Genomic DNA, 21,116 nt, shown 5'->3' on the forward strand with positions numbered 1-21,116 from the left:
AGGGGGCTGGATTCGAACCAGCGTACGCATAGCGGGCAGATTTACAGTCTGCTGGATTTAACCACTCTCCCACCCCTCCACAGGGTGGTTCCGATCCTTGGGAGCCGGACCGGAACGGCGTCTGCAACAAAGCCTCTCGAACCGCGCTAACGCGTGCTATGCACGCCGCAAATCTCGATACCGCCCTGAAACAGGAGCGCGGACTATAGTGACGAAGCCCCCTATTCGCAACACTCGCAAACGCACCGATTACACACGCCGCTCCAAGCCTGCTGGGACAAGCGATTCCGGCTGGATATGGGGGCGCCACGCCGTGCTCGCTGCAGTCGACAATCCACGCCGTGAGATTCGGGCCCTGCATGTCACCCGCAATGCGGCCCGCGATCTGCCCAGCGACACAGCCCACACAATGAGCGAACCGGACGCAATCGACCGGCTGCTTCCCCCCGGTGCAGTACACCAGGGTTTTGCCGCCGAGGTCAGCGCGCTCCAGCCAGAACCGGTCAATGCGGTAATCGATCCGACCCACGGGCTGGTCCTGGTGCTCGACCAGATCACCGATCCGCACAATGTCGGCGCCATCCTGCGCTCGGCGGCAGCCTTCGGCGTCCGCGCCGTGGTGATGCAGGACCGCAAGGCCCCGCCCCTGTTCGGAACCGTCTGCAAAAGTGCCGTCGGCGCCGCCGAACGCGTCGCCCATGTACGGGTTACCAATATCGCTGACACGATCTTGGAGATGCGCAAGGCCGGCCGGTTTGCGATCGGGCTTGCCGGGGAAGGTGAAACAAGCCTGGCCGATGCGATCGCCGGGCCGGACAATCAGGGACACGGGCCCGGCCTGGTCCTGGTTATGGGCTCGGAAGAAAAAGGCATCAGGCCCCGCGTCCGCGAGGCCTGTGACGTGCTGGCGCGCATTCCGATGAGCGACAAGGTGGAAAGCCTGAACGTCTCAAACGCCGCCGCGATCTCGCTTTACGAGGCAGCGAGATGGCGTCCCGCTCCCGGCGAGACGCGCAAATAGATCTCCGCCAGAACCAGATTCGGGACCCAGCACAGCCAGGCGATCAGCGGGTAAGCCGTCTCGAACGGCATGCCCGCGCCAAAGGTCAATCCGGGCAGCCAGAAAAGTAGCGTCACCGCCGCGAGGGTCAGAGCGAAGGGTCGCCAGAGCCGGCGCCGAGCTGAACCCGATACGCCTGGGTGATGCAATTGGAGAAACCGCGCCGCTGGGCGGCTATCAAGCGCACCGGTCCTGGTGGGTCACACAAACGGGAATCGAAGCCGCAAGTTTCAAGCGCGGATCAGGAAGCATCGCGCTCAAGGGCGGGCTGACCGCACCGGTCAGCCGCACCTTTGCACCGGCTTTGCGGGAAGCCGGCATTCTGCCCCCGCGGCGGGGCTAGGCCAGCGCCGCGGGAGAGAAATCGTCAGTCGCTATTCGGCATTACCGATGCGCAGCACGGTACGGCCATTACGGCGCCAGTTCACCGAACCCTCGACATCATCGATATGCACATCGCCGGAGCCGCCTTCGACCACGGTGACATTCACTGCCGTGCCGTCGAAGCGGATATCGCCAGAGCCATGGATGCGCGCTTCCATCGGCTCGGCGCGACCGCCGCGGACATGAATATCGCCGGAGCCATTGATGCGGGCCGAGAAGGCGCCATTCATGCGATCTGCCTCGACATCGCCGGAGCCGGACACATTAATGGAGAGGTCACCGATCGAGCCCAGCTCGACATCGCCGGACCCGTTGATCGAGATATCCACACCCCCATCAACATCGTCCATGGCAACATCGCCGGAACCGGAAATGTCGATAGACGTGTCGCCACCGATTGCGGTCAGGATTACGTCACCGGAGCCATTGATATCGACATCGGCAGAGCCGCCGACAGAGCGGGCCGTGACATCCCCCGAGCCGCTGATGCGGACATCGGCATTGCCGGCAATGTCGCCAGCGGTGAAGTTACCGCAGCTCGACATGGAGATGTCCAGTGAGCCAAGGTCACCGGCTTCGCCGACAAAGGCGCTGCGGCGCAGTTCCAGGGCCACCGAGGCCGGAGCCGTAATGATCAGGCTGGGGTATTCCTCGATCGGGTGGCGGCTGCGGCCATAACCGATGCGCATGCGGTCATTGCGGACATTACAGCTCAGGCGGCGCATTTCCTGGCCGCCATCAATGGAGACCGTACCGCCGGCTTCGCTGATCGACGGGTCTTCGGCGTGCTCACCGGAATTCGTCATGGCGACGCTGATGCGATTGCCAGAGCCTTCGCGGATTTCCACCCGGCCGATGAAATTCTCGATCATCAGCGCGTCGGCAGTATAGCTGTCCGAGCTGCTCTGCACCGCCGTGCTGGCGCCAAAGGCTGCCGTACCGGCAAGGATAGCGGCCGCACCGGCCAGGAGGGTAAGTTTGAGTGACATGGCTGATCCCTTGCTGAATGTCCCTTTTGATCCCTAGATGCTTCAATCGCCCGGATTGGATGCACATCATAACCAGCAGGGTCTTCACGACACTGTCCGGCAGATGACAGCGCGGTAATGCACCCAAGAGAGCTAGGGAAAAAGAGGGACTGGGCCGGAGCGCGTCTCGCACCCCGGCTCAGCTCAGATTATCGACCTAGCCTGCTTAGCTCGGCCACAACTGATAAACCGCCGTCGCGATCACCGTGCCAATGGCATAGCCGAAGACACCGACCAGAACACCCGGGGTGACCAGGTCCTTCCAGCCCTTCGCAGCGGCCAGAGCCGGCGCCGTGGTCGCACCGAGAATGGCCGCATTGGACGCGGTAATCAGTTCGGGAAGGGACAGGCGGAACACCGATCCGAGACCGAAAGTGACCAGTCCGTGCACCGAAAGCAGGATGGCAATCAGCCCGATCAGCACCGGCGCAGACTGCACCAGACCGACGACATCAGCCCCCGCGGCGATGGCCGCAAAGAAGACGAAGCTCAAACCGAGGCCGAGCTCATAACCGCCATGCAGTCGGGCCATGGTCTTCGGGATCAGCGTCGCTGGGACCAGGGCCAGGACGGTGATGATGGCGTAGCGCCAATTGCCCCAGGCATCGCCGAAATTTTCGCGCAGATAACCGGTAATGAGATCACCGAGCACGACCACGACTAGGGCGAAGGTGATCGAAACAGTCAGCGTCATCGCCGTCGGCTTGCCGGTCTCCTCAACTTCGACCTCACCCTCGGAGTGGTCCCGGTCGACGAAGCGTTTGGAGATCCAGGCGATCCCCGGCATCACCGCCAGGAGGGCCAGGAAGAGGCCGGAGAAGAGATTGTCGACAGCCGTTGCGGCCGAAACGAAGCTGGGATCATTCGCACGCAGGCCGGTGAGATCGACCAGAGCCGCGTAATTGACCGAGCCACCGATATAGGTGGCCGTAAACGTGCCCGCAGCTGCGGCCTGGTTTTCACCGATGTCGATCAAGGAAAACGCCACGACAGCGCCCGCCACCGTACCCAGCGTCGCCAGCAGGAAGGCTCCGGTCATCCGCGTCGTCTCAAAGAAGATCTTCTTCAGATCAGCCTTCATCAGGAAGAGCGGGATCAGGACCGGCACGAAATAGGTAAAGACGAAGGAATAGCCGGGCGAGGATTGCGGGATCAGGCCGATATTGGAGGCCAGAATGGCAAACAGGATGGCCCAGACGGCACCGGTCAGGAGCGCGCCGATCCGCGTCTTCTCCATGGCGAAGCCCAGAGCGGCGATAACGAACAGGGCGGCAACGGCGGCAAACGCGTTGTCGGCGGGAATGAGAGACATGAAGCTACTCCGGGAAGTTCTGTTTAGGCCGCGCCGGCCTTTTCACTGTCGATCGCATTGGCGCGCTGATAGGCAGGCCGGGACATAATGCGTTCCAGATAGGCGGCAAAGACCGGGTCGGGTTCCATCATCTTGAAATGGGTGAGAAAGCCCATCGTGGCGCCGATCGTGATATCGGCGGCGGAGAAGGTGTTGTTGACGAGATAGTCCTGACCGTCGAGCCCGGCGTGCAGTGTGGCCAGCGCGCGCTCCCAATCGCCCCAGCCGACCGCGCCGCCGGGCGATGTTTTCCCCGCCGCGTTTTCGAAACAGGCCGGTTCCATCACCGCCGAACCGAAGAACAGCCAGCGCAGATAGCTCGCCCGGCCAGGCGCACCGATGGCCGGCGCCAAGCCCGCATCAGGATAGGCATCGGCGAGGAAAGCGCAGATCGCCGCGGTCTCGGTGACCACTTCATCGCCGACCCGCAGGGCCGGAACCTTGCGCATCGGGTTGACTTCGGCATAGGCCTCGCGGGCGATATCGTCGCGGATATTGACGTCGACGAGGTCATAGTCTGCCCCCGCCTCTTCCAGCATCCACAGCGCCGTGCGGCAGCGCGTTTGCGGGCAATAATAGAGGCTCAAGGCCATATCAGCTCTCCTCGACATAGGCGTCGGCTTCAATCTCGATCAGAAATTCCGGGGCGATGAAGCGCGAGACCTCGATCATGGTCGTGGCTGGCTCGTGCCCTTTGAAACGCTCACCATGAACTGCACCGAAAGCGCCGGAATGGGCTTCGATATCGGTGACGAACATGCGGGTGCGGACAATATCGCTGAACTGGGCATCGAGCTGCCCCAGCGCGTTTTCGATTATATCAAAACAGCGCCGGGCCTGACCGGCCGGATCGCCGATCGCGACCGGTGCGCCGGTGTCATCAACAGCGACCGTCCCCGTTACCCAGACATGATTGCCGCGCCGGATCGCCCGGCAATAGCCGACCTCTTTTTCCCAGCGCGCTCCGGTGAAGGCGCGCCGCGTGCCGGCCACGCTCAGGTCTCCTGCTCCGCCGCCAGGATATCCAGCGCGATCGCCGTCATTGCCTCCGCCGCCTGGCCAATGGTTTCGGCCGGGTCATCCGGGGCGAAGAAGGGCGAGTGGTTGGACGGGATGGCAATGCCCTGGTCGAGATAGGATTGCAGCCGCTCCTGCGTCGTGCCGCCAACCCAGAACATGAAGGTCGGGATATTTTCCTCGGTCCGGTGGTATTGCGAGAAATCCTCGCCGCCCATGATCGGTGGAACTTCTGCCACCGCATCGCTACCGAAGCGGGCGCGCATGGCGCCGACGGCCCGGGCCGCAAGCTCTGGGTTGTTATAAAGCGCCGGGGTGTAGGTCTCCTCGATCTCGACGCGCGGATATTCCTCCGGTGTCAGCCCGTAGGACGCCGCCTGGCCTTCCGCGATGCGCCGGATACCATCGAGCAGGTATTGCCGCGTTTCATCGGAATAGGACCGCACGGTGAGCTGGAGGTGCGCTTCATCGGAGATGATATTGTGCTTGAGCCCCGCATTGAACGCCCCGACCGTGACCACACCCGGCTCGAGCGGATTGATTTCGCGGGACATCAGGCCTTGCAGGTTCACCACAATCTGGGACGCCAGATAGATCGGATCCTTGGTCGTGTGCGGATAGGCGCCATGGCCGCCGCGGCCTCGAACGTAGAGATCGACCGTGTCGACATTGGCCATGGCAAAGCCCGGATGATAGGTGATCTGCCCTACCGGAACCGCTGCAAAGGTATGAAATGACACGTTGAAGTCCGGCGTCGGGAAGCGGGTATAGAGCCCGTCCTGGATCATCGCCACGGCACCCAAGCCGATCTCCTCGGCCGGCTGACCGATCAGCACCAGCGTGCCCGACCATTCATCGGTCCGTTCCACCAATTGCCGCGCCGCACCGACCAGCGCCGTCATATGCGTATCATGGGCGCAGGCATGCATGACCGGCTGTTCTTCATTGAAGCGGTTCATGGCCACAACGCGCGAAGCGTAGGACATGCCGGTATCTTCCACGACGGGCAGCCCGTCCATATCGGCACGGAGCATCAGCGTCGGCCCCTCACCATTTTGCATCACGGCAACAACACCGGTCTGACCCACACCTTCGGTGACCTCAAACCCGATGGCCCGCAGCTCCTCGGCGAGGCGAGCGGATGTCTCGACCTCCATGAAAGAGAGTTCGGGATTGGCATGGAAATGCTCGTAAAGCCCCTGTAGATGGGCCGTGTAGTCGTCCCGGATCGCCTGACGCAGGGCGTCATCACCAATGGCGGTGGCCACCTCGACCGCTGCGCTCTCTCCGTCGCTCGGTGCCGAACCTTCAGGCAAGGCAGTGGCTTCCTCAGCAGGCTGTGAACACGCAGCCAGCGTTATCGCTGACACCGCAAGCATCAAAATCCGGCGCATATGGCTAATCCCCTCCAACGTTCAAGGTTAAATTCCTGACAGATGCGGGCAAAAGGTCAAGCGAACACAAGGCCGATGGCCGCTGGGAATCGCGCCGCCGCGCCCTGCGGATGACGCATTGGTAAGGCGACAGACAAGACGCAATGCTTAGCCTGCCCGCATGACGACATTGCAAGCCATCGACCTGACCCGCCGCTTTGCCGACTTCCTCGCGCTTGATGCGGTCAGCCTGAGTGTTCCCGAGCGCAGCGTTTACGGGTTTTTGGGACCCAATGGTGCGGGCAAGACGACCACGATCCGTTGCATCCTCGGCCTGATCCGGGCTGATGCCGGGCAAGTGCGCATCGCTGGGCACGATCTTGCTCGCAACCGGGCGCAGGCGCTCGCCAGTGTTGGTGCGGTGGTGGAAACGCCGGCGCTTTTCAAAAACCTCACCGGTCGGGAAAACCTGGACGTCACGGCCCGACTGATCCAGGCGGATAGCCGCGCCATCGACCGGGTGCTGGAGATTGTCGACCTGCGCCAAGCCTCCGGGCGCAAGGTGGCGCATTATTCTCTCGGCATGCGGCAGCGGCTCGGCATTGCCCGGGCGCTCCTGGGGCGCCCTCGCCTGCTTATCCTCGATGAACCTACCAATGGCCTCGACCCGGCCGGCATCCGCGATATGCGTCAGCTGATTCGCTCCCTGCCGGAGCGCGAGGGGACCACGGTATTCATGTCGAGCCACCTCCTCAGCGAGGTCGAGCAGACGGCGACCCATCTCGCGCTGATGAGGGCCGGGCGCATCATATTCGAAGGCGAGATCGGCGCCCTGGCCGAGCATCGTCCGGGCCATGTCCATATCGACACGGATGATGATGTACGGGCCGCTGAACTGGCCGGCGCTCAGGGCCTGACCGCGATACCGCGCAGCGATGGCGGGCTGGCGCTGCGCTCTGCAGCGCCACTGACGCGTGAGCGCCTCGCGGCACTCAATGCGGACCTCGTCGCCGCCGGACTGCAAGTCAGCCGGCTCAGCCTGGAGCACGGCGATCTGGAAAGCGTGTTTATTAAGCTGACCGGCGCAACGGCAGGAGACGCCGCATGATCTCTATCTTTGCTGCGGAAGTCTTGAAACTGCGCCGTTCTCTCGTGCTGCTGGTCGGTGCGACACCACCCGTCATGGTGTTCGCACTTGCCGTCATGGTGCGGGTAACCGGCAATGCACCGGAAGAATGGTCTCTCCAGATCGCGGCCGGTGCCGCTGTCTGGGCCTATTTCCTGCTGCCGATGACGGCGATCGGGGTTACCGCCCTCCTGGCCCAGCTTGAACACACGCCGGGCACCTGGTCACACACCCTCGCCCTGCCGGTCGCCAAATGGAAAATCTTCCTCGCCAAGGCTGTCACCGCCCAGATCCTGATGCTGATAATCAGCGTGCTGGTCGCACTGGCCTCGATCGGCGGCGGGCTGGCCGGCGGCTGGATCAGCCCGGATCATGCCGCCCAGGGCGATATCGATCTTCTTTTGAGCGGCCGGCTTTATGGCCTGATGTTCCTGGCCAGCTTCCTGGTGACGGCCATCCAGTGGACCCTGGCCATGCGCTTTGCCAGTTTCGCGGTGCCCGTTTCGCTGGGTATTGCCGGTACGTTTGTAGCCGTCGCCGCCACCAGCGCCCGTTCCGGGCTGTATTTCCCCTGGCTGATGCCGGTCAATGTACTGGCCAGCGACGCCGAACGGGCGGCCCTGGCGATTACCCTGGGCACAACCGGCGGCCTGATACTCTACGCCGCAGCGATTATCTGGCTGTCACGGCGTGACTGGCTCTGACGCGTTGGCAGGCTCGAGCCGCCGTGCCGGCGCGGGCATGTGGCACGCCTCCATCACTGCCGGTGGCGTCTCGTAGAAGAATTCATGCGTCCGGTTGCGATAGCGGGCCTTGGCCGCATGAAAGGCTTGCCCGCGCGTATCCATGATCTCATAGGCCGGCCGTTCCGACGCGGGCAGGTCCGCCGCGATCCGCATCGACAGGATTGGATCGGGGCCGTCTTCCGGGGCGATCACGCCGCTTTTGATATTGCGATCCCCCCGGCGCACGGCCTGGACATGCTCCATGCCGTCAATGACCCGGCCAAATATGCTCATATTGCGGTCGAGATAGCGCGGGGCCTGCCCGGTCACGATGTAGAATTCGGCATCGCCGCTGTCGGGATCATTATCCCGCGCCATTGCCATCACTCCTGGACAATGCAGCGCCCAGACCTCGTCTCCGGCGGCGTTCATACCAGCTGCGAAACCGTCAACATGACCGACAGTGTCGGTATAATGATCGGGGTCGATCATGGGGGTGAACGAGACGCCCTCGGCCGGGGCGACGAACTCGCGCGTCAGGGGCGGAAAGGCCTCCAGCGCCGCGGTGCCCTCGCCTTCGCCCCGCCCGCCCTGGACGACGAAGCCATCAATGACCCGGTAAAAACTCAACCCGTCATAGAAACCCGCGCGGGCCGCATCGCGCATGCGGGCAGCGTGGTTTGGGGCGAAGACGGTAGAGAGTTCGACAGCGACGGTACCGTCCTGCGTTTCGATCAGGAGCAGGTTTTCCGGGTCGACCGGGCGCCAGTCAGGGATATTGGTGAAATCGGGGGCGGCGGCGGTTTCTGTCGGAGCAGCGGGCTCTGGCGGCATCGCGTCCGGACCGCAATCGCCACAGACCGGCTGTTGGCACCCGGCCAGTACCGCGCCGAGCAAGACCGTAGACATCAAACGCATGTGGCGCCCCTCTCCCCTAAAACCCCATGCCAGCCAGTTCGCAGCGTTGACGCCGGGCGGTCAAGGGCGCGCAGCGCCGGGAACCGCTTTGGACAATGACAACACACAACTCCCTCATCCTGACGCAAGTCAGGACCTCGATGACGTCGAGTGTGCCAGCGCTAGGTCCCGGATCAAGCCCGGGATGAGGGAGTGTGGAATGGGTACGTGTCCCGGTTCATGTCCGTGTCCCGGTTCATGTCCGGCGATTTCTGATTTCTGAATGCCAGATGAAAGCGCGGGTCCGACTGCGTTCAGCTTTGCGCTGACAGACTCACCTCGGACAATGAGTGAGGGACACAAGATGAGTCTTTTTCGGATCGCAATCGGTGGCATCGCCCTGGCAGCTGCACAGGCTTTCAGCGCAAGCGCGCAGGAAGCCATTCTCTACGAACATGATAATTTCCAGGGTCGCAGCATCCGGATTACCGCGGATACGCCGAATCTGGACCGCACCGGCATGAATGACCGTGTCTCGTCCATCCGGATCATCTCCGGCACTTGGGAATTCTGCCAGCACTCGAACTATCGCGGCTCCTGCTTCACGGCCAATAATGACCGCCGCAGCCTGCCTGGCTTCAATGACACGATGTCCTCGGCTCGTCCGGCAGGCGTGTGGCGTGATGACCGGCGCGGTCACGATCGTGGCGGACACTGGGATGATCACCGGGATCGGGACGATCGCTGGGATAACCGTCGCGGACGCCGCGACCGGGGTGGACGTGGCAGTCGTGGCGGGGGTCGCGGACCAGCTGAAATCACGCTCTATTCCGGCCCGAACTTTACCGGCCGGTCCATCACCTTGCACGGCCCCGCTGATAATCTGCGCAGCTATAACTTCAACGACACTGCGCGCTCGATCCGCATTCAGGGACGTGGCTCCTGGCAGATCTGCCAGCACGCCAATTACGGCGGTGCTTGCATGCAGATCCGCGAAGACCGGCCCTACCTGGGTGGCGGCATGGCCGGTGAGGTCTCGTCGGCATCGCCTGACTACAACTCCAATCGCCGCGGCACCCGGCCGCGGGAAGGTGTCTGGCTCTTCGATGCTCGCGACTTCAGGGGCCAGCGTTTCGAGGCGGTCTATGACATCCCGAACCTGGACCACCGCCGCTTCAACGACCGTGCCGACAGTATCGTGGTTGCGCGGGGAGAGACCTGGGAAGTCTGCGAGCACGCCAATTATCGCGGTCGCTGCGAAGTCGTCGACAGTGAGAGCCTCTCAGACCTTGGCCGCTACGGCTTCCACAACCGGATCTCGTCCCTGCGCCGTATCGACGGATATGGCCGCTGGTAACGGCCCTGGCCGGAAACAGAAAAAGGCGAGCCACTGGCTCGCCTTTTTTGCGTGCAGCAGCTACCCCTCCGCCCCGCCAAAGCGTTCCGACCAGGCCTCGATATCGGCCTCTTCGATCTTCTTGAAGAGGACCTCAGGCGGTTCCACCGACTGGCCGGTCGGCAGGGCGGTGAGCAGCGTCTTGGCCTCGCCCTGCGGCCAGGCGCGTTCGTCTTCGGCAATGCCGAGCGCATCGAGGATGGTTGCAGCGGCGTTGGGGATGACCGGCTGAGCAATCTTGGCCATGACGGTCATGAAGTTCAGCGCCGTGCGCACGCCGATTGCGGCGGCATCCGGGTCAGTCTTGAACTTGGTCCAGGGTTCTGCGCGGGTGAGATATTCATTGCCCAGCGCCCAGATCGCGCGGACATCGCCGGCGGCCTTGCGGAATTCCATCGCTTCGAAATTCTCCGCCGCGGATTTCAGACGCGCATCCATCTCGCCGGCGAGCCAATCCTCATGCTCGCCCCACTCACCGCCTGCCGGCACCACGGCCTCGAAGCGGGATTTGTTGAAGCGCAGAACGCGGTTGACGTAATTGCCCAGCACATCGGCCAGGTCCTTGTTGATCAGCGACTGGAAATGATCCCAGGTGAAGGCGCTGTCGGAGCCTTCCGGCGCATTGGCGGTGAGATACCAGCGCCAGTAATCGCCCGGCAGGATATCCAGCGCCTGGTCCATGAAGACGCCGCGGTTTTCAGAAGTTGAGAACTTGCCGCCATACCAGGTCAGCCAGTTGAAGGCTTTGAGCTTGTCGACCGACTTCCAGGGCTCTTCCGAGCCCAGAATGGTGGCCGGGAAGCTGACCGTGTGGAAGGCAACATTATCCTTGCCCATGAACTGGACATAGGTGACGTCATCGGCGCCCTTGTCAGTGCGCCACCAGCTCTCCCAATCGCCGTTATTGGCTTCGGCCCACTCCCAGGTGGCGCCGATATAGCCGATCGGAGCGTCGAACCAGACATAGAAGACCTTGGTCTCAAAGCCCGGCCGCGCGACGCCATCCTTGGCCACCGGCACACCCCATTTCAGATCGCGGGTGATGGAGCGGTCGCGCAGTCCTTCATCGAGCCATTTGTAGGCGATGGATTTGGCCAGGGACGGCCATTCGGTCGAGGCATCGACCCAAGCGCGGATCTTGCCTTCCATCTTGGTCTGGATGAGGTGCAGATGCGCGGTCTCGCGCACTTCCAAATTCTTCGAGCCGGAAATCTTCGAATACGGCTCTTTCAGATCGGTCGGCTCCAAGAGGCGACCGCAATTATCGCACTGGTCACCGCGCGCGCGCTCAAAGCCACAGTGCGGGCATGTACCCTCGACATAACGGTCCGGCAGGAAGCGATCATCATCGATGGAGAAGACCTGGTGCTCGACGCGCTCCTCGATCAGGCCCTTCTCCTCCAACACCGCAGCGAAATGCTGGGTCAGCTCGATATTGGGCGCATTCGATGTGCGGCCGAAATAATCATAGCTCAGTGAGAAGCCATCACCGGCACGTTTCTGGATATCGTGCTGCTCATCGCAATAGGCGCGGACATCCATGTCCGAGCTCGCCGCGGCCAACTCGGCGGGAGTACCGTGTTCATCGGTAGCGCAGATATAGAGAACATCATGGCCGCGCAGGCGCTGGAAGCGCGCATAGACGTCGGCCGGCAGCATGGATCCGGCGAGATTGCCCAGATGCTTCACCCCATTGATATACGGCAGGGCGGAGGTGATCAGGATACGAGCCATGGCAGTTTGATCTTCTTCTTGCGCGAATTTGTGTATGCTTATTCGTCGATCACACGAAATCGCGTGATCAGGGGACAGGACCGGCACACATACCCGGCCTTGTCAGGGGAGGAAACATCTTATGCCACGCCTGTTTGGTCTCAACATCATCACAACACTCATTGCCGGCATCGCATTCTGGATGCTGGGCTATGTCTGGTACGGCGTCATCTTCTCGGAGAGCTGGGAAGCGCTGCAGAACTTCACGCCCGAACAATACCAATATGCCGAGGCCAATATGGGCCCGCTCATGGGCATGGGCTTCCTGATTGCCCTGATTTCTTCCGGGTTTCTGGGCTTCGTCCTGCGCAGGATCGGTACGGACGGCCTGATCGACGCGGTGAAAATGGCTCTGGTCCTGTGTTTCGGCTTCGTCGTCCTGACCCAGCTTTACGGCCCGGTCTACGCCCTCGCCCCGATGGCGCTCTTCTATATCGACGCCTCCTACCAGGTGGTGGGATTTGCGGTTATGGCAGTGATCCATTCCCTGCTCGCTAACTGGATGGTCAAGGACTAGGAAAAAGCGTCGACCAGCACGCCGGCAACCACGGCCAGATTCGCCACAACGCCCAGCACCGGTGCCCAGATCGGCGCGGCAAAGCCCGGCGCGTCCTGGCCGCGAGTCTTGTAGCGCACCGCCAGGAGGGCCGCATTGACCAGGGCGAAGACCAGCAGCGTTACGGTCGAGGCGGCAATCGCCAACGGTGCCAGGGCGCCGGACATCGCCAGAATCCAGATGAAGAATCCGGCTGCCGCGGTTGCGAAAACCGGGGTCCGGCGTTGTGGATGAACCACAGCGAAGACTGGTACAGACAGTTTGCGATTGGCGAGACCGTAAAGCACGCGTGACGCCATAATGATCTGCACCAAAGCGCCATTGATCATGGCCAGAACCGCGATGATCGCGACCGGCGCGCCCGGCAGGCCGGTGGCCTGTTCAAATACGGCGGCGAGCGGCCCGCCTTCCTCAGCCAGCAACGCCGGCTCCATCGTGTTCACCGCCACAAACGAGACGGCAACATAAAGCACGGATGACACGGCCAAGGTGATCAGAATGGCCAATGGAATGGTGCGCTGCGGCTGGCGCGTCTCCTCGGCCATGTTGACGATGTCTTCAAAGCCAATAAAGGCGAAGAACGCCATCACCGAGGCGGCGAATATCCCCGCCCAGGGCAGGCCGTCGATCGGCGGTTGCGGCCAGGCCGGTGCCTGCAGCGCGTCGGGTGCAGCCACCACGATGATCAGGAGCAATCCCGCCGCCTCGATCAGCGTAATCGCGCCGGCCATCCAGATCGAGGTGCGCACGCCCCAGGCCGCCACGGCGACAAGCAGCGCCAGAGCGCCCGTTATGGCCAGCCATCCCGGTACATCCACCAGCTCGCCGATATAGCCGGCAAACCCGTGCAGCACGACAGCGGAGGAAATCGAGCCGGTAAGAGCGACGCCATAACCGGCGATCGCCGTGATCCAGCGGCGGTCAAAACCGTTGGCGACATAGGCCGCCTCGCCCGCACTTTCCGGATAGCGTGAACCGAGCTCAGCATAGGAGAGCCCGGTCAGCGCCGCGAGGGCTCCGGCGAGCAAAAACGCCAGCGGGGCATAGCTACCCGCAGCCCCGGCCATTTCGCCGACAAGGGCATATATTCCCGCCCCCAGCGTCACGCCGACGCCATACAAGGTGAGCTCGAACGGCCCGATAACCCGGTTCAGCTTGGTCATGCCTAGCGCTTAGCAGAGCCGTGGCCGGGCGGCCATGGCCACAATCGCCGCAGGGTTATTGTCAGAATCCGCAGTCAACCTGCTCGAAACTCTCCTCGGCGGTCAGAACAAAGCATTTGGGCCTCAGGTAGTCGGGCAATTGGGTCTCACCATAATGCATGAGATCAACCGGCGGATTGGCGATGACCAGGCGGCTATCCTCGCGCCAGTCCATGCCCTCCGAAGCCGTCACCCCGCGCAGCTCCTCGCCATCAGCTAGCCTGATCAGGGTGACGAACTGACAGGCAGATCCGCACCCCCGCATATCCAGGGTATAGGCCCCGGCGAAGTCGGCCCCGTCGCGAACCTCACTGGCAATGGCGTACTCCGCATAAAGCGCGTCCACCTCCGCATCCAGGCCAGCATAATCCTGTCCGGTCCGCACATCCTCCGCCCCGGCGTCATCCGCTGCCATCGCGAACGAAAGCGCCAAAACCAATATTGCCGTGCTGAACATCATCCCCCCGGCCTGCAAATGCGAGTCAGGGGTTATTCTGACCGATAGCGACGTTGGGAAAAAGCCCGCGGCGGCGAAATCCCACCAGAGGGAATCAAAAACCCCAGCGCAAGAGGGCCAAGAGAGGGCGCTGGGGCTTTGCATACCGGCCGCACAACTGTTGAGGGGCAGTTCATGGCCGTTATTGAGGTTTCATTACGCCACAAGGTTGATGATGCTGCAAATGATTTGGCGAATAGTTTTATTCTGGGCAGGGCTATATCGCCTGCAGCACCGCCTGCGTACCAAACCGCTGCTGTGGCCGCACCTCGCTCTTGTGCCGCTGGCCCACGCACAGTAAGGCTTCCCCTCTTCCTGGGCCGGCTTAGCTCAGCTGGTAGAGCACCTGATTTGTAATCAGGGGGTCGGGGGTTCGAGTCCCTCAGCCGGCACCATAATATTCAATTAGTTGCGGGAAATTCCGCCAAGACAAGGGCGAGCGTGGCCGCACCATAGGCGCACAATTAAATGCAAAACAGCCAGAAGGATTAAGTTCCTCTAGACACTGCTGGCATTCTGTATCCAATTAGCTAGGTGGAAGATCACGACCAAAATGAAATCGACGTATTCGTTCAGCGCTTGTTGGAGTCTCGCGCCAAATCAGAGCGCTCGATTGAAATTTCAGCAATTATGAAAGATTTGGAGTCTCAAGTGCCGAGTCGCACTTGGGATGATCTTTGTCGATATGCTGGGTCCGACGTGGCCGAATTGCGCTCCGAATTGAAGTACCTTGTCTGCAACATGCGGTATCGCCTTCGTCATCCGCCAAGCAAAAAGGCTCGAGACGCTCAGCGCAAATTCCACCGGGACCTAACAGAATTTGCAGATCTAATCGAAGGTATAGAGGCAAAGCTAAAGCGGATTCTTCACGCCGAGCACATCGAGGTTCACGGCTTTTCTACGCTCTGGGAAAGGTTCGCTGATTATAACCGCCGCTACTACTCTCAAACACGACCGCGAGAGCAGAGAGAGCAAATTCTCGAAACTTCCATTCAAGAATTCCAACCTCTCCTATTTCTACTCAAAAAGGCCACCCTTGAGCTTGAAGCGTCGCTTCCCAAACCATCTGGTCGAGGTCGCCCACGTTTTCCAGAACGCGACGAGTGTGCGCATCAAGCAGTTTCCGCCTGGCTACAAGCGAGATGGGCAAGCGGCTACCGCGGTAAAGACTTAATAGCCAACAAAAGAAACAATGGACTTCGCTTCGTTACAACTCTCATCGAGCTCGGTTTTCACGAAACGTCTAGAAGCATCGCCACTGTAGAGAACTTGGCGCATTCCGCCATCAGCGACAGTCAAAGCCACGCTATAGCTGTTTCTGACTTCATCGAAGCAGACCGCGCAGAGGGATTAGAAACCACACTGTCTTGGAGCGGTTTCAACGTCGCGCCGTTTGATGCCTATAAACGCTATATGGCCATGGTCGGAACACCGATCGAAGACGAATAGCCTTTCGATTCTTGTTTCATTAATTGGAGTACTTTCAGCGCGTTTTGTTGGGGTTGAAACGAAGTTTCGCACCCGCCGTAAACCCGCGCATCCTTGGCGAGCGATGCATAGATGTCGCTGAAAACAGCCGAGGAGCTCCCTATGACCACCCCCCAACAATTACTTTCTCCAAGTCAAACTGCCGTCCGACTATGCGTTTCCCCCAGCACGCTAGCCAAATGGCGCGTCACCGGCGCGGGCCCGACCTTCACAAAGGTCGGAGCTCGAGTGTTTTACGATCAGTCGGATCTTTTCGACTGGTTGGAACAAAACAAAAGGTCGTCGACATCTTCCGGCTCTAGAGGCCAGAATCAATGATGCCGCCTTTGTCGATCATACCGTCGAATGTGGCAGCAGACCCCTCGCTTAACGCGACCGATCTGAGAGTATTGATTGCCCTCGCCAGTTTCGCTAACGCGCGAACAAGGGAGTGTTTTCCCTCGCAGTCTCACCTAGCCCGCGAATTGGGCCTAACCCGACAAACGGTCAATCGCGCAGTTAAACGGCTAGTCGGCAATGAGTGGATCACGTCAGAGCCGCAAATTCTGCCGAGGCGAGGACGGACTGCTAATCGCTACAGCATTCGCCTGCCCGGCAAAGAAAAAGTGCGACATGGCGATGTCGACGGGCGCGACACACCCCCTGTCGCAGATAAACAGACAGCCCAAAAAGAACAGCGAAAAATTATCATCAATCAACAATATCCACGCGCCCTTGATGAGAACTGGAAACCGGATTCAGCCGAACACGAGCTTGCCATTAGCAATCTCGGCTTCACCAACGAGGAATTTGAAGATGCAACCCGTGAGTACCGCGCTTACTGGCGCGATAGAAGCCATCAACCAGGCGGCCAAAAATCAGACTGGAAGAGCCATTTCCGAAGTTACCTCAGAAGAATTGCGAATGTTTGGAGAACTAGCCGACCTAGCGGGCCTAAGCACCCCGGACGAGGTCGACAACGCGCTAGTGGGTTTGCTGACGTCGCAGCTCGGATTATCCGTGACTCTTGATACGAGGCGTGATTGGACAGGTGAGCGTCCGTTCCTAAGAAAAGTTGCGAATGCATCGATCAGCAGCCCTTCGCGAGACTCCACCAGACAAGCACTGAAGCTTTTGAGCATAGCCGAACAGCCGGCGCTTGATGGGGAAATTATGGGGTGGCTCGCAATTCTACGAACGCTAGTACGAGCCCCAAGCCACTCCGATTTCGAAGCGGAGCTCGTTCTGCGCGCGTATTGCGAAAAGCTTCGTGAGTATCCAGGCGATATTGTACGGCATGTGCTCACGACTTGGCCGGATCACTCCGAATGGTGGCCGACATGGGTCCAGCTGAAGCAGGCTCTATCCGATGTCTTCACACCACGGCGCGCCCTAGTCTTTCACACATCTAAACTTCTGCGGTAACAGAAAACCGCGCGGGTCCTTCCTGGCGCTTTGCCGTTTACGGGGCGGCAGAGCGCCGACCTTATCAACACACACAGATTTTTTGGAAGGTTGACAGTTGACCTTCGTCAACGTGCCGCACAGCGAAGCAGCGAATTCAACTTCTTTCGGCCGCATAACCATTACTCAAACAGGCCTACCCGTCTCCGCTCTGCTCCCCGCACAACAACATAGTCAGGGCCAATTTCTTCTATGACACCGGCTCGTGTTGTCGCTCCCAACTGCACATCGACGTCCACACCATCGATGCGCAAGGTCGCCACGCGGATGCCTTGAGCCGAGTAAATTCCCAGCAACTCGGGCACCGGAGGCGGCGGTGGCGGAGAGGAACGAACATAAGGTTTGTGCTCGGGGTCAAGCGGAGAGCGTGCGGCCCAGAGCGACTGAGTTGACACGCCGTTATCAATACTGATCGGGGAAGCTAGCGGCGCCAAAGTCGCCAGACGCTCAGCTGCCTCCGGTCCGACCCATGGCCACAAAAGCACGGCCGAAACCTGCAACTGGTCGGGACTATCTAGAGAGATCCTCAGACGCCCTACCCGCGAATAGCCTGACCTGTCGAGCGCGGTGATCGTGCGATCAAGGTCTATGGGGTCGCCAATCACATCCACCGCGATCGACACACGCCCCATCTCTTCAAACCCGCCTGAGGTCAATTCGCCTTCGCGAACGCGCGGCGGCTGCACAAGACCTGTTAGAGCACTGATAAGACGCCGTGAGGCTTGCTGGCTTGCATCCTCTGGGGATGCCGCCGGCAAAGCGGCTCCAGGGTCCAATAAGCCCAAAGCCTCTCCTGAGCCGACCTCATCAAGTGCGTGTTGAAGCGCATCAAGCTCCGCCTGCGCTCGCCACACTTGCCAGCTAGTATCGACTAGCGGCCACCCTACCGTCAGCATGATTGTCGCGATTGCGGCGACCAGATACGCGCCGCCACGGCGAGAAGAGCGCGCTGCAATCATGGCAACCTCTCCAGCCGATAGATGTTGTCTGCAGGGCTTTCAGAAAGACGCCAGCCTGCCTGTTGTAAGAGAGCCCAATCGATCCCCTGTTGTGCAACGTTATCACCAGCCAAGCTTAGTTCGGCACCGCAACCTTCAATCATGAGGCTTTGGAACGTCACGCCGATGGGCAACAAATCGGGGATCAGTGACGCTAAGGCCAGCTCTGATCCATACTCTCCGGGAGGCGAAACCTGCGACCATCGCGCCAAGAACTCGGCATCTGCCTCCGCACGCCTTAGCGATAGCTGCGCAGCACGCTTGTCACTTGCCAGCTGCAGCAAGCGCTCCTGTTGCGATTGGATATAGTCTTGAGCGAACCACACGCTTGCGGCTACTCCGACAACGCTAACAAGCGCCAAGGCCTTATGACGCACACGCATCTCCCGCCATTTTTCAGGTGCGGTGAACGTCAGCATCGAGTTTGCAACAGCAATGGGCTTGGCCGGGCTCGCCTCTCGTAAATGGGCAGCACGCACCATCGCGATTTCATACTTGCAGGTGTCTCGCCCGTTAGAGGGTAGGGACCGCACTGCCATCACGGCTTCATCAATTTCGATCGGGCAGAGCTCGGCCGCCTGCATGCAGATCGCCTTTTCGTGCACCGGCCAGCGCGCTTGGGGCATTTCCAAGTCGAAGAGAAACACTTTTGAGGCGTCGATTGTCCCGTGAGGCTCGCTGCGGTCGAACACCGTCCTCCAGAACGCGCCGATATCTTGCGATATGCTGCGGACAATCCGCTCGATCGGACCGAGCTGATCATAGGGACCGGGATGGAATTGAATGGGGTGTCTCATCTACAACTGCCCGCCACAAAGTCGAACCGGCAATCAAACGGAGCTGTGCGTTGAAGGCTGGTCGCGAAGTCGACATGAGGCGTCCCGTCGCGATCTAATATGATCACGCGGTCGTTCGCGAAAAGTACGTTTAGACCCATCCCCAACTCGTAACGAACATCGCGGGTTTGCAACGTTATACTCTGATCATTCTGAGCAGGCAGAGACACCGTCTCCCGCGTACCGATCCTGTAGATTATGCCAAGAGCGCCTGGATCTGCACGCTCCATCCGGTTCAACACACCCATCGCCCGTCGCCCATCCTGGGCAAACGAAACATCAGCCTTCACATCGACATAGGTCCGCGACACCCAACGCGTCGCCTCGCCCAAAGCTAACAAGACAAAAGCCGATAACGCCAAACTGACAGCCATCTCGGTTAGCGTGAAAGCAGCATCAGGCGGGGGAAGTGCATTAGCGTTCATGACCGCCCCATCGATAGGCTTCCAGCCGAATCTCCCCGCTTTCGATCCCGGAGCGCCAAGGCATTACGACGGTGACAACCTCAGCCGATTTAGACGGATTGCGGCGCTGGCGAATGACATGCCATTGAAGCCCGTCCTGCGGAGCGGGCCCGATGTCAGCTAGCAACAAGCCATGATCCAACTGCGCCAGGACCGCTTGCGCTGCCGAGAGTGCCGTTGCCCTTGCCCGGGCCTCATCCGCCATGGACCGCGCACTCGAAAGGGCCCCCAACAGCCCCAACATCACACTGGATGCCAAAACCAGTGCCATCACTGTTTCCGTCAGAGTGAATCCACGCTCGCTCATATCGCGAAGTCTCCGACGCCAGACAACCCGCCCAGAAACGCGCTCATAATCCAAGCAATAATGCCCCCCATTGCAACCAGTAGAACCGGCCCGGCAAGCGCGGCAATCACATCCAGACGGCGCAATGCGCGCGCTATGAGAATATCCCCTGCACGCCGAGCCATATCACCAAGCGCACCCGCTTCTTGCCCGACTTTTGTGAGGTGGATCAGCTCCTCAGGAAGCCCCTCAATCGCCTGCAGCGCCGCTGCCACTGTGCGCCCCTCGCGAAGAGCGTCAGCGCTCACGTTCAAACGGGCTCGCCAAGCAGAGTTCGTGGCACTCGCTGCCGCCAGTTCTAGCGCCCGCGCCGCGGGGGCCCCGCCCGCTACCAGGGCACCGAAAGTACGTGCAAACGCACCGCAATTCAGATCACGCACCAGTGGCGCAATCCCCGGTGTCTTTAGCCTGATCACAGCCAATGCCTTATCTAATGGGGGGCGCCGGGACGCAAGAACGAATGCGCTGCCAAACGCTGCGCTGAGCGCAAGCAGGAATAGCCCGTGCGCACGCAGGAAATTGCCAAATGCTATAAGCCCAGCCAGCCCTCCAGCGTCGCCAGGCGCTTCTTCCAGGATTGGCGCAAGGGCCGGCCCGGCGAACACCGATAACGCTATGATCGCGGCGAACGATAGGACCAACAGAAAAACAGGGTAAGCCATAGCTGAGCGAAGACGCGTAGCGAAGACGGACTGGCGTTCCAGTATCGTCGAACCGACGCGGAGGGTTTCTCCAAGCCGACCAGACATTTCGCCAGCGCGGGCGAGTTCAGCCGCGAGCGCTAAGTCGCCCTGTCCGCTGATCCTGGCCGCAGCGCCTAAATCAGCTCCCGCATCCAGGCGCTCCATCATGAGTTGGGACAGCTCACGCACATGCCGGCTGGCATCGTGCCCGGCAAGCAAATCCAAGGCCCGGCGCAACGGCACACCGGCATCATGAAGTGTGGCCAGGTCGTCGAGAAAATCGGCGAGTTCTTTCTTACCTGGTCCGGACTTGAGCTCGAGCCCCATAAATCGGTCCGCCGGACGAACGCTCAAAGGCGTTTGTCCAAAGCCACTGATGTGATCGGCAGCCTCAGCCGGGTCCCTGGCCTCAATGAGGCCGCGTGCGATTTCACCATCAGGCTTTAGAGCTGAATATCGAAATCGTGCCATAGT

General features: G+C 60.7%; 24 protein-coding genes and 1 tRNA gene. 10 read left to right on the forward strand and 15 right to left on the reverse strand.

Annotated elements, in window-relative coordinates:
• Window positions 1-208: 208 nt before the first annotated feature.
• A complete protein-coding gene (gene rlmB, locus Q1V57_RS12285; protein WP_300531227.1) occupies window positions 209-1,021 on the forward strand; it encodes a 23S rRNA (guanosine(2251)-2'-O)-methyltransferase RlmB in 813 nt (270 codons plus the stop codon).
• Here the strand turns inward: rlmB and Q1V57_RS15935 are convergent.
• Complete coding sequence (locus tag Q1V57_RS15935) at window positions 973-1,137, reverse strand: hypothetical protein (RefSeq protein ID WP_366145149.1); 165 nt, start codon at window positions 1,135-1,137, stop codon at window positions 973-975. The genes rlmB and Q1V57_RS15935 overlap by 49 nt on opposite strands.
• Window positions 1,138-1,226: 89 nt before the next feature.
• On the opposite strand from Q1V57_RS15935, the gene Q1V57_RS15940 reads away from it, so the two are divergent.
• On the forward strand, window positions 1,227-1,403 hold the full coding sequence (locus tag Q1V57_RS15940; protein WP_366145156.1) for a LytTR family transcriptional regulator DNA-binding domain-containing protein: 177 nt from the start codon (window positions 1,227-1,229) through the stop codon (window positions 1,401-1,403).
• 31 nt (window positions 1,404-1,434) lie between these two features.
• Here Q1V57_RS15940 and Q1V57_RS12290 read toward each other — a convergent pair whose 3' ends face one another.
• The 5 genes from Q1V57_RS12290 to Q1V57_RS12310 all read right to left on the reverse strand — a co-directional run bounded on the left by Q1V57_RS12290 (window position 1,435) and on the right by Q1V57_RS12310 (window position 6,234).
• A complete protein-coding gene (locus Q1V57_RS12290) occupies window positions 1,435-2,433 on the reverse strand; it encodes a DUF2807 domain-containing protein (RefSeq protein ID WP_300531230.1) in 999 nt (332 codons plus the stop codon).
• Between the two features lie 205 nt (window positions 2,434-2,638).
• Window positions 2,639-3,784 (reverse strand): DUF819 family protein, encoded by a 1,146-nt coding sequence (locus tag Q1V57_RS12295; protein ID WP_300531233.1) that lies wholly within the window; start codon window positions 3,782-3,784, stop codon window positions 2,639-2,641.
• A 23-nt stretch (window positions 3,785-3,807) separates the two neighbouring features.
• The gene (locus Q1V57_RS12300) at window positions 3,808-4,416 is read right to left on the reverse strand and encodes a glutathione S-transferase family protein (RefSeq protein WP_300531236.1); all 609 of its coding nucleotides are present in this window, start codon (window positions 4,414-4,416) and stop codon (window positions 3,808-3,810) included.
• A gap of 1 nt (window position 4,417) precedes the next feature.
• On the reverse strand, window positions 4,418-4,816 hold the full coding sequence (locus Q1V57_RS12305) for a RidA family protein (RefSeq protein ID WP_300531238.1): 399 nt from the start codon (window positions 4,814-4,816) through the stop codon (window positions 4,418-4,420).
• 2 nt (window positions 4,817-4,818) lie between these two features.
• Complete coding sequence (locus tag Q1V57_RS12310; RefSeq protein WP_300531239.1) at window positions 4,819-6,234, reverse strand: amidohydrolase; 1,416 nt, start codon at window positions 6,232-6,234, stop codon at window positions 4,819-4,821.
• A 160-nt stretch (window positions 6,235-6,394) separates the two neighbouring features.
• On the opposite strand from Q1V57_RS12310, the gene Q1V57_RS12315 reads away from it, so the two are divergent.
• Window positions 6,395-7,321 (forward strand): ABC transporter ATP-binding protein, encoded by a 927-nt coding sequence (locus Q1V57_RS12315; protein ID WP_300531242.1) that lies wholly within the window; start codon window positions 6,395-6,397, stop codon window positions 7,319-7,321.
• Window positions 7,318-8,043 (forward strand): ABC transporter permease, encoded by a 726-nt coding sequence (locus tag Q1V57_RS12320; protein WP_300531245.1) that lies wholly within the window; start codon window positions 7,318-7,320, stop codon window positions 8,041-8,043. Before Q1V57_RS12315 ends, Q1V57_RS12320 begins: the two co-directional genes overlap by 4 nt.
• Here the strand turns inward: Q1V57_RS12320 and Q1V57_RS12325 are convergent.
• Window positions 8,023-8,982, reverse strand: coding sequence for a peptidylprolyl isomerase (locus Q1V57_RS12325; protein WP_300531248.1), 960 nt, complete (start codon window positions 8,980-8,982; stop codon window positions 8,023-8,025). The genes Q1V57_RS12320 and Q1V57_RS12325 overlap by 21 nt on opposite strands.
• 343 nt (window positions 8,983-9,325) lie before the next feature.
• Here Q1V57_RS12325 and Q1V57_RS12330 point away from each other — a divergent pair, with 343 nt between their 5' ends.
• Window positions 9,326-10,318: a beta/gamma crystallin-related protein gene (locus Q1V57_RS12330; RefSeq protein WP_300531250.1), complete on the forward strand. Its 993-nt coding sequence runs from the start codon at window positions 9,326-9,328 to the stop codon at window positions 10,316-10,318.
• A gap of 60 nt (window positions 10,319-10,378) precedes the next feature.
• Here the strand turns inward: Q1V57_RS12330 and metG are convergent, their stop codons facing one another.
• Window positions 10,379-12,127 (reverse strand): methionine--tRNA ligase, encoded by a 1,749-nt coding sequence (metG, locus tag Q1V57_RS12335; RefSeq protein WP_366145157.1) that lies wholly within the window; start codon window positions 12,125-12,127, stop codon window positions 10,379-10,381.
• An 85-nt stretch (window positions 12,128-12,212) separates the two neighbouring features.
• Between metG and Q1V57_RS12340 the strand changes: the two genes are divergently transcribed.
• Window positions 12,213-12,647 carry a DUF1761 domain-containing protein gene (locus Q1V57_RS12340; protein ID WP_300531256.1) on the forward strand — a complete coding sequence of 145 codons (435 nt, stop codon included), beginning with the start codon at window positions 12,213-12,215 and terminating at the stop codon, window positions 12,645-12,647.
• On the opposite strand, the gene Q1V57_RS12345 is transcribed toward Q1V57_RS12340, so the two are convergent.
• The gene (locus Q1V57_RS12345; protein WP_300531259.1) at window positions 12,644-13,849 is read right to left on the reverse strand and encodes an amino acid permease; all 1,206 of its coding nucleotides are present in this window, start codon (window positions 13,847-13,849) and stop codon (window positions 12,644-12,646) included. The two genes, Q1V57_RS12340 and Q1V57_RS12345, sit on opposite strands and share 4 nt — an antisense overlap.
• Before the next feature lie 61 nt (window positions 13,850-13,910).
• On the reverse strand, window positions 13,911-14,303 hold the full coding sequence (locus tag Q1V57_RS12350) for a hypothetical protein (RefSeq protein ID WP_300531262.1): 393 nt from the start codon (window positions 14,301-14,303) through the stop codon (window positions 13,911-13,913).
• Window positions 14,304-14,703: 400 nt separating this feature from the next.
• On the opposite strand from Q1V57_RS12350, the gene Q1V57_RS12355 reads away from it, so the two are divergent.
• From Q1V57_RS12355 to Q1V57_RS15950, 4 genes are all read left to right on the forward strand, one after another.
• Window positions 14,704-14,779, forward strand: a tRNA-Thr gene (locus Q1V57_RS12355).
• A 139-nt stretch (window positions 14,780-14,918) separates the two neighbouring features.
• Window positions 14,919-15,833 (forward strand): hypothetical protein, encoded by a 915-nt coding sequence (locus Q1V57_RS12360; RefSeq protein WP_300531265.1) that lies wholly within the window; start codon window positions 14,919-14,921, stop codon window positions 15,831-15,833.
• A 141-nt stretch (window positions 15,834-15,974) separates the two neighbouring features.
• On the forward strand, window positions 15,975-16,190 hold the full coding sequence (locus Q1V57_RS15945; RefSeq protein ID WP_366145151.1) for a helix-turn-helix domain-containing protein: 216 nt from the start codon (window positions 15,975-15,977) through the stop codon (window positions 16,188-16,190).
• Window positions 16,190-16,882 (forward strand): helix-turn-helix domain-containing protein, encoded by a 693-nt coding sequence (locus tag Q1V57_RS15950; protein ID WP_366145158.1) that lies wholly within the window; start codon window positions 16,190-16,192, stop codon window positions 16,880-16,882. The genes Q1V57_RS15945 and Q1V57_RS15950 overlap by 1 nt, the downstream gene beginning before the upstream one ends.
• Before the next feature lie 555 nt (window positions 16,883-17,437).
• Here the strand turns inward: Q1V57_RS15950 and Q1V57_RS12370 are convergent.
• Genes Q1V57_RS12370 through Q1V57_RS12390 form a run of 5 tightly spaced genes read right to left on the reverse strand, consistent with a single transcriptional unit; the run spans window position 17,438 to window position 21,113 of the window.
• Window positions 17,438-18,274 (reverse strand): hypothetical protein, encoded by an 837-nt coding sequence (locus Q1V57_RS12370; protein ID WP_300531271.1) that lies wholly within the window; start codon window positions 18,272-18,274, stop codon window positions 17,438-17,440.
• The gene (locus Q1V57_RS12375) at window positions 18,271-19,110 is read right to left on the reverse strand and encodes a hypothetical protein (RefSeq protein WP_300531274.1); all 840 of its coding nucleotides are present in this window, start codon (window positions 19,108-19,110) and stop codon (window positions 18,271-18,273) included. The genes Q1V57_RS12370 and Q1V57_RS12375 overlap by 4 nt, the downstream gene beginning before the upstream one ends.
• A complete protein-coding gene (locus tag Q1V57_RS12380; protein ID WP_300531277.1) occupies window positions 19,107-19,574 on the reverse strand; it encodes a hypothetical protein in 468 nt (155 codons plus the stop codon). The genes Q1V57_RS12375 and Q1V57_RS12380 overlap by 4 nt, the downstream gene beginning before the upstream one ends.
• Entirely contained in the window at window positions 19,564-19,920 is a 357-nt protein-coding gene (locus Q1V57_RS12385) for a type II secretion system protein (protein ID WP_300531280.1), read from the reverse strand. The genes Q1V57_RS12380 and Q1V57_RS12385 overlap by 11 nt, the downstream gene beginning before the upstream one ends.
• Window positions 19,917-21,113: a type II secretion system F family protein gene (locus tag Q1V57_RS12390; RefSeq protein WP_300531283.1), complete on the reverse strand. Its 1,197-nt coding sequence runs from the start codon at window positions 21,111-21,113 to the stop codon at window positions 19,917-19,919. Before Q1V57_RS12390 ends, Q1V57_RS12385 begins: the two co-directional genes overlap by 4 nt.
• Between the last annotated feature and the right edge of the window lie 3 nt (window positions 21,114-21,116).

It is taken from the genome of Maricaulis sp., from assembly GCF_030149425.1.
Taxonomy (GTDB): Bacteria; Pseudomonadota; Alphaproteobacteria; order Caulobacterales; family Maricaulaceae; genus Maricaulis.

Excerpts from the sequence above, each read along its gene's own strand:
- Q1V57_RS12350 (WP_300531262.1), bottom strand. The coding sequence starts at position 14,303 with ATGGCAGCGGATGACGCCGGGGCGGAGGATGTGCGGACCGGACAGGAT.
- Q1V57_RS12315 (WP_300531242.1), top strand. The coding sequence starts at position 6,395 with ATGACGACATTGCAAGCCATCGACCTGACCCGCCGCTTTGCCGACTTC.
- Q1V57_RS15945 (WP_366145151.1), top strand. The coding sequence starts at position 15,975 with ATGACCACCCCCCAACAATTACTTTCTCCAAGTCAAACTGCCGTCCGA.
- Q1V57_RS12320 (WP_300531245.1), top strand. The coding sequence starts at position 7,318 with ATGATCTCTATCTTTGCTGCGGAAGTCTTGAAACTGCGCCGTTCTCTC.
- Q1V57_RS12310 (WP_300531239.1), bottom strand. The coding sequence starts at position 6,234 with ATGCGCCGGATTTTGATGCTTGCGGTGTCAGCGATAACGCTGGCTGCG.
- Q1V57_RS12330 (WP_300531250.1), top strand. The coding sequence starts at position 9,326 with ATGAGTCTTTTTCGGATCGCAATCGGTGGCATCGCCCTGGCAGCTGCA.
- Q1V57_RS12375 (WP_300531274.1), bottom strand. The coding sequence starts at position 19,110 with ATGAGACACCCCATTCAATTCCATCCCGGTCCCTATGATCAGCTCGGT.
- Q1V57_RS12300 (WP_300531236.1), bottom strand. The coding sequence starts at position 4,416 with ATGGCCTTGAGCCTCTATTATTGCCCGCAAACGCGCTGCCGCACGGCG.
- Q1V57_RS12290 (WP_300531230.1), bottom strand. The coding sequence starts at position 2,433 with ATGTCACTCAAACTTACCCTCCTGGCCGGTGCGGCCGCTATCCTTGCC.
- Q1V57_RS12295 (WP_300531233.1), bottom strand. The coding sequence starts at position 3,784 with ATGTCTCTCATTCCCGCCGACAACGCGTTTGCCGCCGTTGCCGCCCTG.
- Q1V57_RS12385 (WP_300531280.1), bottom strand. The coding sequence starts at position 19,920 with ATGAGCGAGCGTGGATTCACTCTGACGGAAACAGTGATGGCACTGGTT.
- Q1V57_RS12325 (WP_300531248.1), bottom strand. The coding sequence starts at position 8,982 with ATGCGTTTGATGTCTACGGTCTTGCTCGGCGCGGTACTGGCCGGGTGC.
- Q1V57_RS15950 (WP_366145158.1), top strand. The coding sequence starts at position 16,190 with ATGCCGCCTTTGTCGATCATACCGTCGAATGTGGCAGCAGACCCCTCG.
- Q1V57_RS12390 (WP_300531283.1), bottom strand. The coding sequence starts at position 21,113 with ATGGCACGATTTCGATATTCAGCTCTAAAGCCTGATGGTGAAATCGCA.
- Q1V57_RS12370 (WP_300531271.1), bottom strand. The coding sequence starts at position 18,274 with ATGATTGCAGCGCGCTCTTCTCGCCGTGGCGGCGCGTATCTGGTCGCC.
- Q1V57_RS12345 (WP_300531259.1), bottom strand. The coding sequence starts at position 13,849 with ATGACCAAGCTGAACCGGGTTATCGGGCCGTTCGAGCTCACCTTGTAT.
- Q1V57_RS12380 (WP_300531277.1), bottom strand. The coding sequence starts at position 19,574 with ATGAACGCTAATGCACTTCCCCCGCCTGATGCTGCTTTCACGCTAACC.
- Q1V57_RS12340 (WP_300531256.1), top strand. The coding sequence starts at position 12,213 with ATGCCACGCCTGTTTGGTCTCAACATCATCACAACACTCATTGCCGGC.